Annotated in this window: 12 protein-coding genes; 8 read left to right on the top strand and 4 right to left on the bottom strand. The window is 71.2% G+C overall.

Going from position 1 to position 13,283, the window contains the following annotated elements; translation table 11 throughout:
- Positions 1–8: 8 nt before the first annotated feature.
- The 4 genes from HWX36_RS10005 to HWX36_RS09990 all read right to left on the bottom strand — a co-directional run bounded on the left by HWX36_RS10005 (position 9) and on the right by HWX36_RS09990 (position 4,177).
- Complete coding sequence (locus HWX36_RS10005; RefSeq protein WP_175951948.1) at positions 9–1,031, bottom strand: methyltransferase; 1,023 nt, start codon at positions 1,029–1,031, stop codon at positions 9–11.
- Positions 1,032–1,108: 77 nt separating this feature from the next.
- Positions 1,109–2,209: a 3-dehydroquinate synthase II family protein gene (locus HWX36_RS10000; protein ID WP_175951947.1), complete on the bottom strand. Its 1,101-nt coding sequence runs from the start codon at positions 2,207–2,209 to the stop codon at positions 1,109–1,111.
- Positions 2,210–2,259: 50 nt separating this feature from the next.
- On the bottom strand, positions 2,260–3,324 hold the full coding sequence (locus tag HWX36_RS09995) for a 3-dehydroquinate synthase II family protein (RefSeq protein WP_175951946.1): 1,065 nt from the start codon (positions 3,322–3,324) through the stop codon (positions 2,260–2,262).
- A gap of 52 nt (positions 3,325–3,376) precedes the next feature.
- Complete coding sequence (locus tag HWX36_RS09990; RefSeq protein ID WP_175951945.1) at positions 3,377–4,177, bottom strand: 2-amino-3,7-dideoxy-D-threo-hept-6-ulosonate synthase; 801 nt, start codon at positions 4,175–4,177, stop codon at positions 3,377–3,379.
- Between the two features lie 284 nt (positions 4,178–4,461).
- Here HWX36_RS09990 and HWX36_RS09985 point away from each other — a divergent pair, with 284 nt between their 5' ends.
- The 8 genes from HWX36_RS09985 (at position 4,462) to HWX36_RS09950 (ending at position 13,227) form a co-directional block, all read left to right on the top strand.
- Entirely contained in the window at positions 4,462–5,508 is a 1,047-nt protein-coding gene (locus HWX36_RS09985) for an LLM class flavin-dependent oxidoreductase (RefSeq protein ID WP_244136352.1), read from the top strand.
- A gap of 40 nt (positions 5,509–5,548) precedes the next feature.
- Entirely contained in the window at positions 5,549–6,775 is a 1,227-nt protein-coding gene (locus HWX36_RS09980; protein WP_175951943.1) for an FAD-dependent monooxygenase, read from the top strand.
- Between the two features lie 65 nt (positions 6,776–6,840).
- On the top strand, positions 6,841–7,368 hold the full coding sequence (locus tag HWX36_RS09975) for a flavin reductase family protein (RefSeq protein ID WP_175951942.1): 528 nt from the start codon (positions 6,841–6,843) through the stop codon (positions 7,366–7,368).
- A gap of 122 nt (positions 7,369–7,490) precedes the next feature.
- Positions 7,491–8,414: a LysR family transcriptional regulator gene (locus tag HWX36_RS09970; protein ID WP_175951941.1), complete on the top strand. Its 924-nt coding sequence runs from the start codon at positions 7,491–7,493 to the stop codon at positions 8,412–8,414.
- A gap of 100 nt (positions 8,415–8,514) precedes the next feature.
- Complete coding sequence (locus tag HWX36_RS09965) at positions 8,515–10,617, top strand: FUSC family protein (RefSeq protein ID WP_175951940.1); 2,103 nt, start codon at positions 8,515–8,517, stop codon at positions 10,615–10,617.
- Positions 10,607–10,801 (top strand): DUF1656 domain-containing protein, encoded by a 195-nt coding sequence (locus HWX36_RS09960; protein WP_175951939.1) that lies wholly within the window; start codon positions 10,607–10,609, stop codon positions 10,799–10,801. The genes HWX36_RS09965 and HWX36_RS09960 overlap by 11 nt, the downstream gene beginning before the upstream one ends.
- Positions 10,802–10,825: 24 nt before the next feature.
- Complete coding sequence (locus HWX36_RS09955) at positions 10,826–11,740, top strand: HlyD family secretion protein (protein WP_175951938.1); 915 nt, start codon at positions 10,826–10,828, stop codon at positions 11,738–11,740.
- Between the two features lie 11 nt (positions 11,741–11,751).
- Complete coding sequence (locus HWX36_RS09950) at positions 11,752–13,227, top strand: efflux transporter outer membrane subunit (RefSeq protein WP_175951937.1); 1,476 nt, start codon at positions 11,752–11,754, stop codon at positions 13,225–13,227.
- Positions 13,228–13,283 lie beyond the last annotated feature (56 nt).

The following is a 13,283-nucleotide window of genomic DNA, read 5'->3' as shown; positions in this document are numbered from 1 at the left end:
GGCCCGCGCTACGCCGCGACGGCCTCGATCACGTCGATCTGCCCGTCCGGCGCGGCGCGCACCCCGGCGGGCCGCCAGCCGGCGGCGCCGAGCAACGCGTCGTATTCGTCGCGCGTGCGCTCGCGGCCACTGCCCCAGCACATCATGTGGATGTCGTAGAGCTTCGAGAAATGCGCGACGCCCGGCGCCGGCACGACCCGTTCGATCACGAACACCCGCGCGCCGTCCCGGGCGCTTTCGCGCGCCCGCTGGAGGATCGCCACGCACTCGTCGTCGTTCCAGTCATGCAGGATCAGCTTCAGCAGATAGACGTCGGCCGCCGGCACCGCGTCGAACATGTTGCCGCCCGCCTTGCTGCAGCGCGCGCTCACGCCCATCCGCTGCGCCCAGTCATCCGCATCGCCGTCGATCACTTCGGGCAGGTCGAACACGACGCCGGTCAGTGACGGAAATCGCCGCAGCAGGCTGCACAGCATGTGCCCCTGGCCGCCGCCGATGTCGCACGCATGCGTGCCCGGCGCGAACGTGACGTCGCGCAGCGCATCGACGACCTGTTCCGACTGCACGGTCGAGAAGCTCGACATCGCGCGCTTGAAATCGGTGCGGTAACGTTCGTGGTCCTTCGCATAGTCGAACGCCATCGCGCCGAACTCGCGAATGAAGCCGTTCTGCTGTCCCTCGCGCACCATGTCGGGCAGGTGTGCCCAGATCGCGTAGTGCTCGGGGCCTTCCTGCAGCAGCACGAAATCGCGCAGCGTGCTCGGGGCGTGCGCATGCAGCAGCGCCCCCGACGCGGTGGCCCGGAAGCCGCGGCGCGTGTCCTCGTCGAGCAGGCCGAGCGACGCAAGCGCGCGCAGCAACCGATACAGCAGCGGCTCGTCGACGTCGAGCTTCGCTGCGAGCGCGGCCGACGACACCGGTGCGTCCGTCGTGACCGCATCGAACACGCCGAGCCGCGTGCCCGCATACAGGATCCGGCTGCGCCAGCGTCCGAACAGCGTATCCAGCACCTGTTTTGCCGCATTTTCCATAAAGCACTCCTGAACATGAATCGACCGCGCCGGCGCGTGACGCACCGGGCGATCGCATCGTCAATGAAGCATGCGGATCACTGCTCGTGCAGGAACTCCCGGATCGGGTAGCCGACGTGGCGCTGCGCATCGAGCGTGTAGCCGAGGATGCGGTCGCCGCGCTTGAGCTCCGTGATGTTGTGCACGCTTCCCTTCGGCCCGAGCACGCGCACGTGCCAGTCGTCCTGCGCGATGATGTTGATCGCGCGATTGGCGGCATTCTTCGCCTCGATCAGCAGCAGCGGACGCGTCTCGACCTTCGCGCGCCCGACCACGACGCGGCGCGCCTTGCCCTGCACGTTGACGGCGAGGATCTCCGCGCCCGATTCGAGCTCGGCGAGATAGCGCGTGCGGTTGTCCGGCGCGACGACGTACGAATGGAGCGCGGCGGCGTTCACGCGGAACGGGCGCGTCGGCATGTACGGCAGCGGGTGCGTCTCGCTGCTGATGAGGATCATGCCGGTCGAATAGGAGCCGACGAGGATGCCCTCGTCCTGCTCGAAGCGCGAGCAGGTATCGACGCACACGCGTTCGCCCGGCCCCAGGTGCGTGAGCCCGACGATCTCGATTTCCTCGAGCTGCAGATCCTCGACCGTGTCGCTGCAGATCGACACGAGTTGCGTGGCCTGCCCGACCTGCGTCGGCGTGAGCAGCACGCCCTCGGGGCCGCGCTGCAGCACGTTCAGCGTGACCTCCGCATCCTCCAGGTCGGCGACGACGGTGATCAGCTCGCCCGTCGCTCGATCGGCGGCCGCCAGCAGGATCTCGAGCGGGATCTTGCTCGGGTCCTGCAGGAACTCGACGAGCAGCCACGGCGTGGAGGTCGACAGCTCGCACGCACGGGTGAGCGTCGCCTCGCCCGTCACCTCGATGAACACGCCGAGTTCGACGCCGTCCGGCACCGCGAAATCGACCGGCAGGCCATCCTTCACGAGGATGATCTGCACCTGCTCGAGCAGCGCGGCATCGGCCGGCTGCCGATCGACGACCGCGACCTTGCGCGCGCTCGGCGGCAGCCGGCCGGCCTGCTCCGCATCCTTCACGACGAATGCGGACACGCCGACATGCAGCGCTTCCTCGGTGATCTCGTCCGCGAGCTCGCCGATGTTGCGCAGGTCAATCCAGGAAAGCTTCTTCAAGGCCAATCTCCTTCGAAAGGGGATAACGCAGGTTGAATGACAGGATGAAACTAGCGGCTGACGGAAACGGCCAAACGCGACGCGGCGGCCCTCATCCGGCAATCCACCCAGCCGGCGCCCGGTTCGTAGCCGGCAAGCCGGACACCGGGCGCGACATCGGCGAGACCGACGCGCGCGCCGTCGTCGGTCCGGAACTGCACCGCACGGTCGCCGCGCATCACGACGCGCGTATTCGCGCCGGATGCGCTGCGCGTGTGCAGCGCGACGAGCGGCGCGGATTCGATCCGCACGCGGCCGACCACGATCGCGCGCGTGTCGCCTGCCGCGCCGACCGTCAGGATCCGCTCGCCGGAACACAGCAGCGAAAGCTGGCGCGCGCGGTCGCCGCCGCAGAACACGAACGATTCGGCCGAGCCCGCGTCGATGCCGAACGTGAGCGGCTGGCCAGGCGGGTGCGCGGCGCCGGCCGCGACGACGAGCAGCATGCTGGTCGCGCTCGCGCCGGCCAGCACGCACTCTTCGCCGTCCAGCTGCGAACAGCCGTCGATCACCGCATGCAGCCCGGCGCCGAGCGGCTCGACGCGCTGCACCTCGAACGTTTTCAGCTTCAGCGGCTCGCGCGGGCGCAGCTCGCCGCAGGCAGCCAGCACGCCGCGCAATGCGGCCGCATCGCGCGGTGCGAACGCGATGTCGACCGGCGACTGCGCATGCTTGCGCGCGAGGTAGGCCGCGCCGTGCGGATCGGCCAGCGACACGACGATGCGGCACGCGGCATCGCGGACACCCGCGAGCAGGCGCTCGAGCGGCACCGTCGTCGCGAGCGCGTAGTCGAGCAGCACGAGCGCGTGCCGCGCGATCGCGGCGCGCGCGGCGTCGAAATCGGCCGCGCCGTCGATCCTCACGCGAACGCCCGCGAGCGGCGCATGCGCGTCGTCGACCAGCGTCGCGACGCCCGCCGTCGAGACGGCCAGTTGCGCGGCCGCGCCGGGCGCGCACGTGTCGCGCCCGGTCTCGGCCACCACGAAGCGGCACGCGCCGGCCCTCGCTGCGTCGGCCGCGACGGCGCCTGCCTGCGCGCCGAATGCGCGCAGGTCGATCCACGGATAGCGATGCATGGAAACCCTCGATATTCGGAAAAAACCGGGCGCGACGGCCCGGCGCACCGGCTCAGGCGGCCAGGTGCGCGGCGCGCCGGTCGACGCCGTGCACGGCATCGGACAGGCGGCGGATCAGCGGTGCGGCTTTCGGCGCGGCGAACACGTTGCGACCGGCCGCAATGCCGAGCGCCCCCGCGTGCATCACGCGCGACGTGAACGCGACGAACTCGTCTTCCGGCAGCTTCGCGCCGCCCGCGACCAGCACCGGCAGCGACGAGCCGGCGATGATGTCGGCCATGCTCGCGGCGTCGCCGCTGTACGGCAGCTTGACGATGTCGGCGCCGAGATCCGCCGCGACGTTCGCCGCGTGGGCAATCAGTTCGGTCTGCGGACGATCGCCGAGGCCCGGGCCGCGCGGATAGATCATCGCGAGCAGCGGCAGCGACCAGCGCGCGCACTCGGTCGCGATGCGGCTCAGGTCGAGCAGTTGCTGGCTTTCCGTTTTCGAGCCGAGATTCACGTGCACGCTGACCGCGTCCGCGCCGCTCGCCAGCGCATCCTCGACGCTCGCGAACAGCGTCTTCGCGTTCGCATCCTCCGCGTAGCGCGTGCAGCCGTTCAGGTGCACGACGAGCGCGAGATCGCTCAGCACGTCGGGCGACAGGAAGCGCGCGCGGCCGCGATGCACGACGATCGCGTCGCCGCCGTGCGCGGCGATGTCGCCAACCAGTTGCCGCAACTGCTGCGGATGGGCGATGGGCCCGTCCGCGAGCGAATGGTCGAGCGGCACCATCAGACACTTGCCCGACGCGGCGCGCACCACCCGCCGCATCCTGAGCGCCTTGCCAGAAACCGATAGAAGAGCGTCCATCCTTGATTCCTCGCCGGAAATGGAGAGGCCGGCCCGTGCACTTCAGCCTGCCCCCGGAGTGCCCGCTTGCGGGCGGAACTGGAGCAACAACCGAGCAACGCTTGCAGCAAATCTTGCATCGTGTAAGACTTGCATAGACCCAATCATCCTATGATTGGATCATCCTTGCAAGTACATTGCGAGCGATCCCGCTTCCCGACCGGGGGACGCATTCGACGCGGCATCGGGTCCCCTTTGCAGACAACGGCAGCACATCAACCTGTGAGGTGTCTATGAAGTTCGGCGTGTCCTTTTTGCCCGATACCGGCCCGGCCGACCGCCCGGCGGCCGACTACTACGCGCACGCGCTGAAGCTCAGCGCGCTGGCCGACCGGCTCGGCTACGCGTACGTGAAGATGACCGAGCACTACCTGAAGCCGTACGGCGGCTACAGCCCGTCGCCGCTGATGTTCCTCGCGGCCGCGGCCGCACAGACGAAGTCGATCCGCCTGATGACGGGCGGCATCCAGGCGTCGTTCCATCATCCGATCCAGCTCGCGGCCGAGGCCGCGCAGCTCGACGCGATCTCGAACGGGCGGCTCGAGCTGGGCTTCGCGCGCGCGTTCCTGCCGTACGAATTCGATGCGTTCGGCATCGATCTCGATTCGAGCAAGGCGCGTTTCCAGCAGACGATCGACGCGACGGTGCGCCTGCTCGCCGAGGAATCGGTCAGCGAGGACACGCCGTTTTTCCGCTATCGCGACGCGCAATCGCTGCCGCGCCCGACGCAGCAGCCGCGCCCGCCGGTCTGGGTCGCCGCGCTGCTCACGCCGTCCAGCTTCGAGTGGATCGGCGAACGCGGCTTCAACCTGCTGATGGCCGCGCCGCCGCGCAAGGCCGCGCTCGCGAAGACACAGGAGATGGTGGCGCTCTATCGCGAGACGTTCGAGCGCCATCACGGCCACACCGGCCGCCGGCCGCAGGTCGCGATCAGCATCCCGCTGATGATCGGCACGTCGGACGCGCACGCGCTGGCGCTCGCGGAGCCGCGCCTGCGCCATCACTGGCGCTATTTCGCGGAAGCCGCGAAATCGTGGGACCAGGTGCAGTCGTCGGCTTACCAGGGCTACAACGAGGCGATGAAGAACAAGATGGGCGGGATGGACACGGCCGACCTCGACGCGACCGCCGTGCTCGGCGCGCCCGACACCGTGCGCCAGCGCATTCGCGCGCTGGAAGCCGATCTCGGGCTCGACGCGATCCTGTGGCACATCGACTATGGCGCGCAGCCGTACGAGCTGATGAGCAACAACCTGGAGGTGTTCGCCCGCGACGTGCTGCCGGGACTGTGACGCCATGCCGATCCCTTCCGGACCCACAGCGAACTCGCCCATGACACCCTCCCTGTCACTCGACACGATCGTCGTCGGCGCCGGCATCGGCGGCCTGGCCGCCGCGCTCGCGCTGCGCCGCGCCGGCCATCGGGTCACCGTCCTCGAGCAGAGCCGGGCGTTCCGGGAAGTCGGCGCGGGGCTGCAGGTCGTGCCGAACGCCACGCGCGCGCTGCGCGCGCTCGGCGTGCTCGACCGGCAGCGGCTGGCCGCCGTCGCCCCGACCGCGACGATCCGCCGCCGCTGGCAGGACGGCAGCCTGCTCGGCGCCTTCCCGCTCGGCGACGACGTCGAGGCCGCCTTCAACGCGCCGTACTGGAACACGCATCGCGCCGACCTGCATGCCGCGCTGCTCGACGCCGTGCGCGACCCGTATACAGCCGGCCCGCCCGTCGCCGTGCTCGGCGGCGTCGCGGTGCGCGGGCTCGTCGCGTGCGGGCCGGACGGCGCGACGCTCGTCGATGCGGCGGGCACGCGCTGGCGCGCGGATCTCGTCGTCGCGGCCGACGGCATTCATTCGACGCTGCGCCACGCGCTGCTCGGCGACGACGCGCCGCACTACAGCGGCGACGACGCGTATCGCGCGCTGATCGACGTCGATGCGATCGATCCGCGCTCGCCCGTGTTCGAGATCGTCAAGGAACCGCAGGTGACGATCTGGCTCGGGCCCGGCCGGCACGCGATCCATTACTGGGTGCGCGACCGCCAGCTGCTGAACCTCGTCGTGATCGTGCCGGGCGACGGCAGCACGCGCGAATCGTGGAGCAGCAAGGGCGACCGCGCGACGCTCGAGGCCGAGCTCGACGGCTGGGATCCGCGCCTCGTCGGGCTGATCCGCTGCGCGTCGGACCTGAGCCGCTGGTCGCTGCACGACCGCCAGCCGCTCAAGCGCTGGGTGTGGGACAGCGTGTGCCTGCTCGGCGATGCGTGCCATCCGATGCTGCCGTACCAGTCGCAGGGCGCCGCGCAGGCGCTCGAGGACGCGGTCGTGCTCGGCCGGTGCGTGACGGGGCTCGCGTCGAAGGACGCGCTCGGCGCCGCGCTGGTCGAGTACCAGCGCTTGCGGATCGACCGCAGCGCGCGGATCCAGCTTGCGTCGGCCGGCAACGGCGGCGTGTTCCACCTGCCCGACGGCCCCGAGCAACAGGCGCGCGACGCCGAGCTCAAGTCGCGCCGCGCCGACTTCAAGTCCTACCACTGGACCTGGGCCGACGCGTACCAGCTTTGACGCCCGCCCCGGCGCCGCGTGGCGCGCGCCGCGCGGCGCCGGGGCCCTCGTGACAGGACCGCATCATGATGAACACCGTGGACATTGCGCAGCAACTGAAACAGGCGATGCGCGGCGTAGCCGCCACCGTCACGATCGTCACGACCGGCGGCGACGGCGCCGCGGCCGCACCGTGCGCGCTGACCGCCAGCTCGTTCACGTCGGTCGCGCTCGATCCGCCGACCGTGCTGGTGTGCATCAACCGGCGCGCCAGCATTCACGCGTCGATCACCGGCCACCGGCGCTTCTGCGTGAACGCGCTGCGAAGCTGCCACGTGCCGCTCGCGCTCGCGTGCAGCACGACGGGCTCCGAGGCGCGTTTCGCGCACGATGCGTGGCGCACCGACGCGGCGACCGGCCTGCCCTACCTCGAGAACGCGCAGACGTCGTTCTTCTGCGACACGCTCGAACAGGTCGAGGTCGGCTCGCATTCGATCCTGGTCGGACGGGTCACGCGCGTCGCGATGTCCGACGACGTGAACCCGCTGATGTACGTGAACGGCGCATTCGCCGCCGTCCGCTCGCTGTCGCCCGATGCCGGCGCCGGCCAGTGACACCCCGATGCGTGCGTCACGCGTGATGCCACGCGCAATCGTTGCGTGCGCTGCAGTCACGCTGCGCGCGCCTATCCCGCATTACCATTGCGCCGCATGCACGCGACGACACGGAGAAGCCGATGGCACCCGACCTGAACCTGCTGATTTCGCTCGACGCGCTGCTCGAAGAGGGGAGCGTCGTCGGCGCCGCACGCCGCATGAACCTCAGCCCGCCCGCGATGAGCCGCACGCTCGCGCGCATCCGCGAAACGGTCGGCGACCCGATCTTCGTGCAAGCCGGCCGCAAGATGGTGCCGACGCCGCGCGCGCTCGAGCTGCGCGGCGTCGTGCGCGAAACCGTGGAGCGCGCGTCGCAGTTGCTCGCCCCGTCCGCGGAAATCGATCTCGGCACGCTCGACAAGCAGTTCAACGTGCGCGCGAACGACATCTTCGTCGGCCTGCACAGCAGCCGCCTGCTCGAGGAGATGGCGCGCGGGATGCCGCGCGCGATGCTGCGCTTCACGCCCGAGGAAGACGACATCGACGACGATGCCTTGCGCAGCGGCCGCATCGACCTGTTCATCAGCGCATCGCGCCGCCTGGGGCCGGAAATTCGCGTGCAGCCGCTGTTCACGACGACCTTCGTCGGCCTCGCGCGCGACGACCACCCGATCTTCGACGACGACATCACGCCCGAGCGCTTCGCGCGCTGGCCGCATATCGGCGTCTCGCGGCGCGGCAAGTCGGCGGGGCCGATCGACGACGCGCTCGCCGCGCGCGGGCTCGCGCGGCACGTGCTGCTCGTCGTGCCGACGCCATATGCGGCGATCTTCGCGCTGCAGGCGTCGGACCTGATCCTGCCGCTGCCCGAACATCTCGCGCGCCGCGCGGTGCAGGCCGGGCTCGGCGTGCGCGCGTTCGAACTGCCGGTGCCGCTCGAAACCGTGCTGATCACGCAGGCGTGGCATCCGCGCTTCCAGAGCGACCCCGCGCACCAGTGGTTGCGACGTGTCGTGCGCGGGCTGTGCACGGGCCAGCCGGCGCTGCACCCGGCGCACGCATGACGCATGCGTCGCACGCACTCGTCGAGTGCAAAGACGTCACTGTTCCGCATGCATGGCTCGACCGTAGACTGGCTTCGTCCTTTCTCATGGAGCAAGCGCAGTGCATGATGCAGCCGATCAGACGCGCGCCGTCGCGGCGCCGCCCCGCCGCCTGAATCGCGCGGCCGCGGCGCTGATCGCGCGCATCGACATCTTCACGCCGCGCGGCGCGTATGTCGCGCGCTCGGTCATTGCCGCCGCGCTCGCGCTCGGCGTCGCGTACCTGCTCGAACTGGAAACCCCGTACTCGGCGGCGTCGACGGTGCTGCTCGTGATCAACCCCGTGCAGGGCGCCGTGATCGGCAAGGGCGTGTGGCGCGTGGTCGGCACCATCGCGGGGATGGTCGTCGCGTTCGTGCTGATGGGCTGCTTCGCGCAGCAGCCGCTGCTGTTCATCCTCGGCTTCGCGTTCTGGCTCGGCCTCTGCGTTGCAGGCATGACGCTGCTGCGGCACTTCCGCGCGTCGGGCACCGTGGTGGCCGGCTACACGATCGGCCTCGCGACCTACGGCGCGATGCAGCATCCCGAGCTGACCTTCGAGCACGTGATCGGGCGCGGCTCGACGGTCGCGATCGGCGTGCTGTGCCTGAGCCTCGTGTCGATGCTGCTCGGCACGCGCGACGTGCACGCCAAACTCGAAGCGCTGGTGACGCGCGTCACGGCCGACGTCGCACGGGCCATCGCCGCGCAGCGCAACGGCCTCGCGGCGGCGCCCGCCGACGACAAGCGGCACGCGCTGTTCGCCGGCATCTACGGCATCGACGATCTGCTCGCGCTCGGCAAGGCCGAATCGGAAGATCTCGCGCAGCGCGCGGCTGCCGTGCGGCACGGGATGGCGTCGCTGTTCGGCGCGCTCGCGGGCGGCACGCCGCCGCTGCCGGCCGACAGTCCCGGCGCGCAAGCGGTCGCGTCGCTGCAGCCGCGCCTCGCGGCCGCGTGGCAGGCCGCCGCCGATGCATTGGGCGCCGGCCCCGGCGGCGCGGCGCACGCGCTTGCGCTGCTGGGCGACGCGCGCGAACGCTTGCGCGACGCGCTCGACGGCATCGCGCTCGGCGATCCGCGCGACGAGGCGGCGTGGCTGATTGCCGGCGAGCGGCTGATCGAACAGATCGACGACTACCGCGCGGCGCTCGACGGGCTCGTCGAATTGCAGCGCCCGCGGCCGGGCGACCGGCCCGCCCGGGTGCACTTTCACCGCGATACGGGCGCCGCGCTGCGCAACGGCGTGCGCTCGGCCTGCGCGATCGCGCTCTCCGGCGCGTTCTGGCTCGCGACCGGCTGGAACCAGGGCGACATGATGCTGCTCGTCGTCGCGCCGTACTGCGCGCTGCTCGCGACCGCCGGCAACCCGGCCGCCGGCGCGCAGGCGTTCGTCAAGGGCACGGTGCTGGCCGTGCCGGCCGCGTTCGTGTGCGCGTTCGGCATCCTGCCGCGCATCGAAGGCTTTCCGCTGCTCGTCGCGGCACTCGCGCTGTTCTGGATGCCCGGCATCTACGCGACGAGCGTGCCGAAGACCTCGCTGGCGGGGCTCGCGTATCTGGTCGCGTTCAACACGCTGACCGGCGCGACCAATCCGTTCCGCCCCGACGTCGCGCTGTTCCTGAACCAGTCGGTCGCGTGGGTGCTCGCCACCTTCCTCACGCTGCTCACGTTCCGGCTGATCCTGCCGCGCAACCTGGCCACCGACGCCACGCGGCTGCGCCGCACGATCCGCGACGACACGCTCGCGCTCATAGCCGGCAAGCGCGTCACGGCGGCGGGCTGGCAGCAGCGCCAGCAGCACCGCATCGCGCAGCTCGGCGCGCTGCTCGCGAGCCAGCCGGCCGCGATGACGCAGGCGAGCATCGAGGCGCTCGCGGCGCTGCACGTCGGCAAGGAACTGCTGCGCATCCGCCGCGGCGCCGCGCGTGACGGGCTGCCCGACGCCGCGCGACGCCGCGTGCGCGCCGGGCTCGCCGGCCTGGCGCGGCATGCCGCCGCCCCCACGCGCGCGGCCCGGCATGCACGGCGCGCCGCGCACGCCCTCGCCGGCCTCGCCGCCGCACAGCCCGGCAACGCCGAACTGAAGTGGCTGATGGCCGCCTTCGCCGACGTCCACGTGCTGCTGCACACGTACGCCGCCTATTTCACCGCCGTTCCGGAGCGCGCCCGCGATGCTCAGTGAATTCCCGCTGGCCGGCATCTACCTGCCGCCCTTCTTCGTCTATGCGTGCGCGACCGTGCCGCTTTACATGGTCGTGCGCGCGCTGCTCGCCCGGCTCGGCGTGCTGCGCCGCGTGTGGCATCCGGCGCTGTTCGAGTTCGCGATTTCGCTCGTGCTGGTCGCCACGCTGATCCTCTACTTCTAGCCCCTCGTCGGAACGTCTCGCGTCATGTCGCTCAAACCCCTCCTCCGCTCCCTGCTGACGCTCGCCACGGTGGCCGTCGCGATCGTGCTCGTCGCCGCGCTCTGGCATGCGTACGTGCTCGCGCCGTGGACGCGCGACGCGCGCGTCAGCGCGCACGTCGTGCGGATCGCGCCCGAAGTGTCGGGCACCGTCGTCGAAGTCGCCGTGGTCGACAACCAGCGTGTCGCGAAAGGCGACGTGCTGTACCGGATCGATCCGCAGCGCTTCGCGCTGGCGGTGGAGCAGGCCGAAGCGCAAGTCGCCGCGACCGCCGAGGCGATGCGCCAGAAGCGCGACGAAGCGCAGCGGCGCACCGGCCTCGACGATCTCGTGCCGCGCGAGGACATCCAGCGCTCGAGCCGCGCGGTGGCGATCGCGCAGGCCGAGCACCGCAAGGCGCTGGCGGCGCTCGACGTCGCCCGGCTCGACCTCGAACGCACGACGCTGCGCTCGCCGGTCGACGGTTACGTGACGCAGCTGCGCCTGCGTCACGGCGACTACGCGGTCGAGGGCAAACCCGGCATCTCGGTGCTCGACGCGCACAGCTTCTGGATCACCGGCTATTTCGAGGAAACCAAGCTGCGCCGCATCGCGACGGGTGCGCCCGCAACGATCCGGCTGATGGGCTTCGATCCGCTGCTGAGCGGGCACGTGACGAGCATCGGCCGCGGCATCGCGGACGAGAACGGCACGCTCGACGAACTCGGCCTGCCGGCGGTCAATCCGACCTTCAGCTGGGTGCGGCTCGCGCAGCGCATTCCGGTGCGCATCGAGATTGACCGGGTGCCGGCCGGCGTGCTGCTGGCGGCAGGCATGACGTGCAGCGTCGAAGTCGGCGAACGCGGACGCGAGCGCACGCCGCGCGGCCGGCTCGCGTCGTGGCTGCACGCGTGGATGTGAAGATGGCGACGATGCGATTCCCGCTCCCTGCGCTGCGTGCGACACGCTGCGCGCGTACCTTCATCGCGGCCTGCACGTGCGCGCTGGCCGCCTGCACGACCGTCGGCCCCGATTACGTGGCGCCGCAGCCCGCGCACCCGCCCGGCTGGAGCGCGCCGCGTGACACGGTCACCACCGATCCCGCGCAGTTGCAGAACTGGTGGCGCACGTTCGGCGACGCACGGCTCGATGCGCTGGTCGACCAGGCGACCGCGCACAACCAGGATCTCGCGATCGCGCGCCAGCGGCTGCTGCAGGCGCGCGCCGAACGCGACCAGATCGCGAGCCGCCTCGGCCCGACCGTCACCGCGGGCGGCAATGCCGACGCGTTACGCTCGTCACGGGCGCTCGACTGGCCGCCCGGGATCGGCCAGTCGCGCACCTACCGGCTCGGCTTCGATGCGTCGTGGGAACTCGACCTGTTCGGCGGCACGCGACGCGCGGTCGAATCGGCCGACGCGCGGATCGATGCGCTCGACGACGATCGCCACGCGATCCTCGTGAGCCTGCTGGCCGAGCTCGCGTCGGATTACGCGGCGCTGCGCGCGACCCAGGAGCGGCTGCGGATCGCGACGGACAACGTCGCGAGCCTCGACGCCACGCGGCGGCTGACCGAGCAGTCGAACCGGCGCGGCCTCGGTACGTCGTTCGCGGTCGCGCAGGCGCGTGCCGAGCTGCAGCTCGCGCAGGCGACCTTGCCGCCGCTGCATCAGGACGTCGCGCGGCTCGCCCACGCGATCGGCGTGCTCGTCGGCGGTTTTCCGGAAACGCTGCGCGACACGCTGAGCGCGCCCGGCGCGACCCTGCCGGTCGCGCCCGCACTGCCCGTCACGTTGCCGTCGGACGTGATCCGCGAACGCCCCGACATTCGCGCCGCCGAACGGCGGCTTGCCGCCGCGACCGCGCAGATCGGCGTCGCACGCGCCGAGCAGTTTCCGCATTTCGCGATCCCGCTGAGCCTCGGCACGACGGCGAGCCTCGTGCAGGACCTGTTTTCGGGCGCGAGCGTCGCCTGGTCGGTCGCACTCGACGGCACGCAGACGCTGTACGACGGCGGCCGCGCGAAAGCCGGCGTCGACGCCGCGCGCGCGGCGGCCGAGGCCGCCCGGCTGGCATACGAGCAGCGCATCCGCGGCGCGTTTCGCGATGTCGAGGACGCGCTGGTGGCGATCGGCGCCGCGCGCGACCGGCAGGCCATGCTCGCCGCGGCGGTCGACAGCAGCCAGGATGCGCAGTCGCGCGCGACGCGGCTATACCGCAACGGCCTCGGCGAATACCTGTCGGTGCTGACGGCGCAGCGCGCGACGTACCGCGCACGCGATGCGCTCGCACTCAGCCGGCTCGCGCAGGTGCAAGGCGCGATCGCACTCTACAAGTCGCTCGGCGTCGGCTGGCGCGACGCGCCGCCGGTCGCGCAGGCCGGCGCGCCGCCAGCGAACGCGAATTGAACGCCGCCACCCGGCGCCCCGACGCTTCGGCGTCGCCCATCCACCGGAGAAATCCC

It is taken from the genome of Burkholderia sp. BCC0405 (assembly GCF_902833075.1).
In the GTDB taxonomy this organism is placed as follows: domain Bacteria; phylum Pseudomonadota; class Gammaproteobacteria; order Burkholderiales; family Burkholderiaceae; genus Burkholderia.
Note: the sequence above shows the minus strand (reverse complement) of the source record. Positions and strands in the feature narration are given on the sequence as shown.

Bases quoted from the DNA above. Each gene is read 5' to 3' on its own strand.
- HWX36_RS10005 (WP_175951948.1), bottom strand. From the start codon at position 1,031: ATGGAAAATGCGGCAAAACAGGTGCTGGATACGCTGTTCGGACGCTGG.
- HWX36_RS09950 (WP_175951937.1), top strand. From the start codon at position 11,752: ATGCGATTCCCGCTCCCTGCGCTGCGTGCGACACGCTGCGCGCGTACC.
- HWX36_RS09975 (WP_175951942.1), top strand. From the start codon at position 6,841: ATGATGAACACCGTGGACATTGCGCAGCAACTGAAACAGGCGATGCGC.
- HWX36_RS09970 (WP_175951941.1), top strand. From the start codon at position 7,491: ATGGCACCCGACCTGAACCTGCTGATTTCGCTCGACGCGCTGCTCGAA.
- HWX36_RS09960 (WP_175951939.1), top strand. From the start codon at position 10,607: ATGCTCAGTGAATTCCCGCTGGCCGGCATCTACCTGCCGCCCTTCTTC.
- HWX36_RS09995 (WP_175951946.1), bottom strand. From the start codon at position 3,324: ATGCATCGCTATCCGTGGATCGACCTGCGCGCATTCGGCGCGCAGGCA.
- HWX36_RS09980 (WP_175951943.1), top strand. From the start codon at position 5,549: ATGACACCCTCCCTGTCACTCGACACGATCGTCGTCGGCGCCGGCATC.
- HWX36_RS09990 (WP_175951945.1), bottom strand. From the start codon at position 4,177: ATGGACGCTCTTCTATCGGTTTCTGGCAAGGCGCTCAGGATGCGGCGG.
- HWX36_RS09955 (WP_175951938.1), top strand. From the start codon at position 10,826: ATGTCGCTCAAACCCCTCCTCCGCTCCCTGCTGACGCTCGCCACGGTG.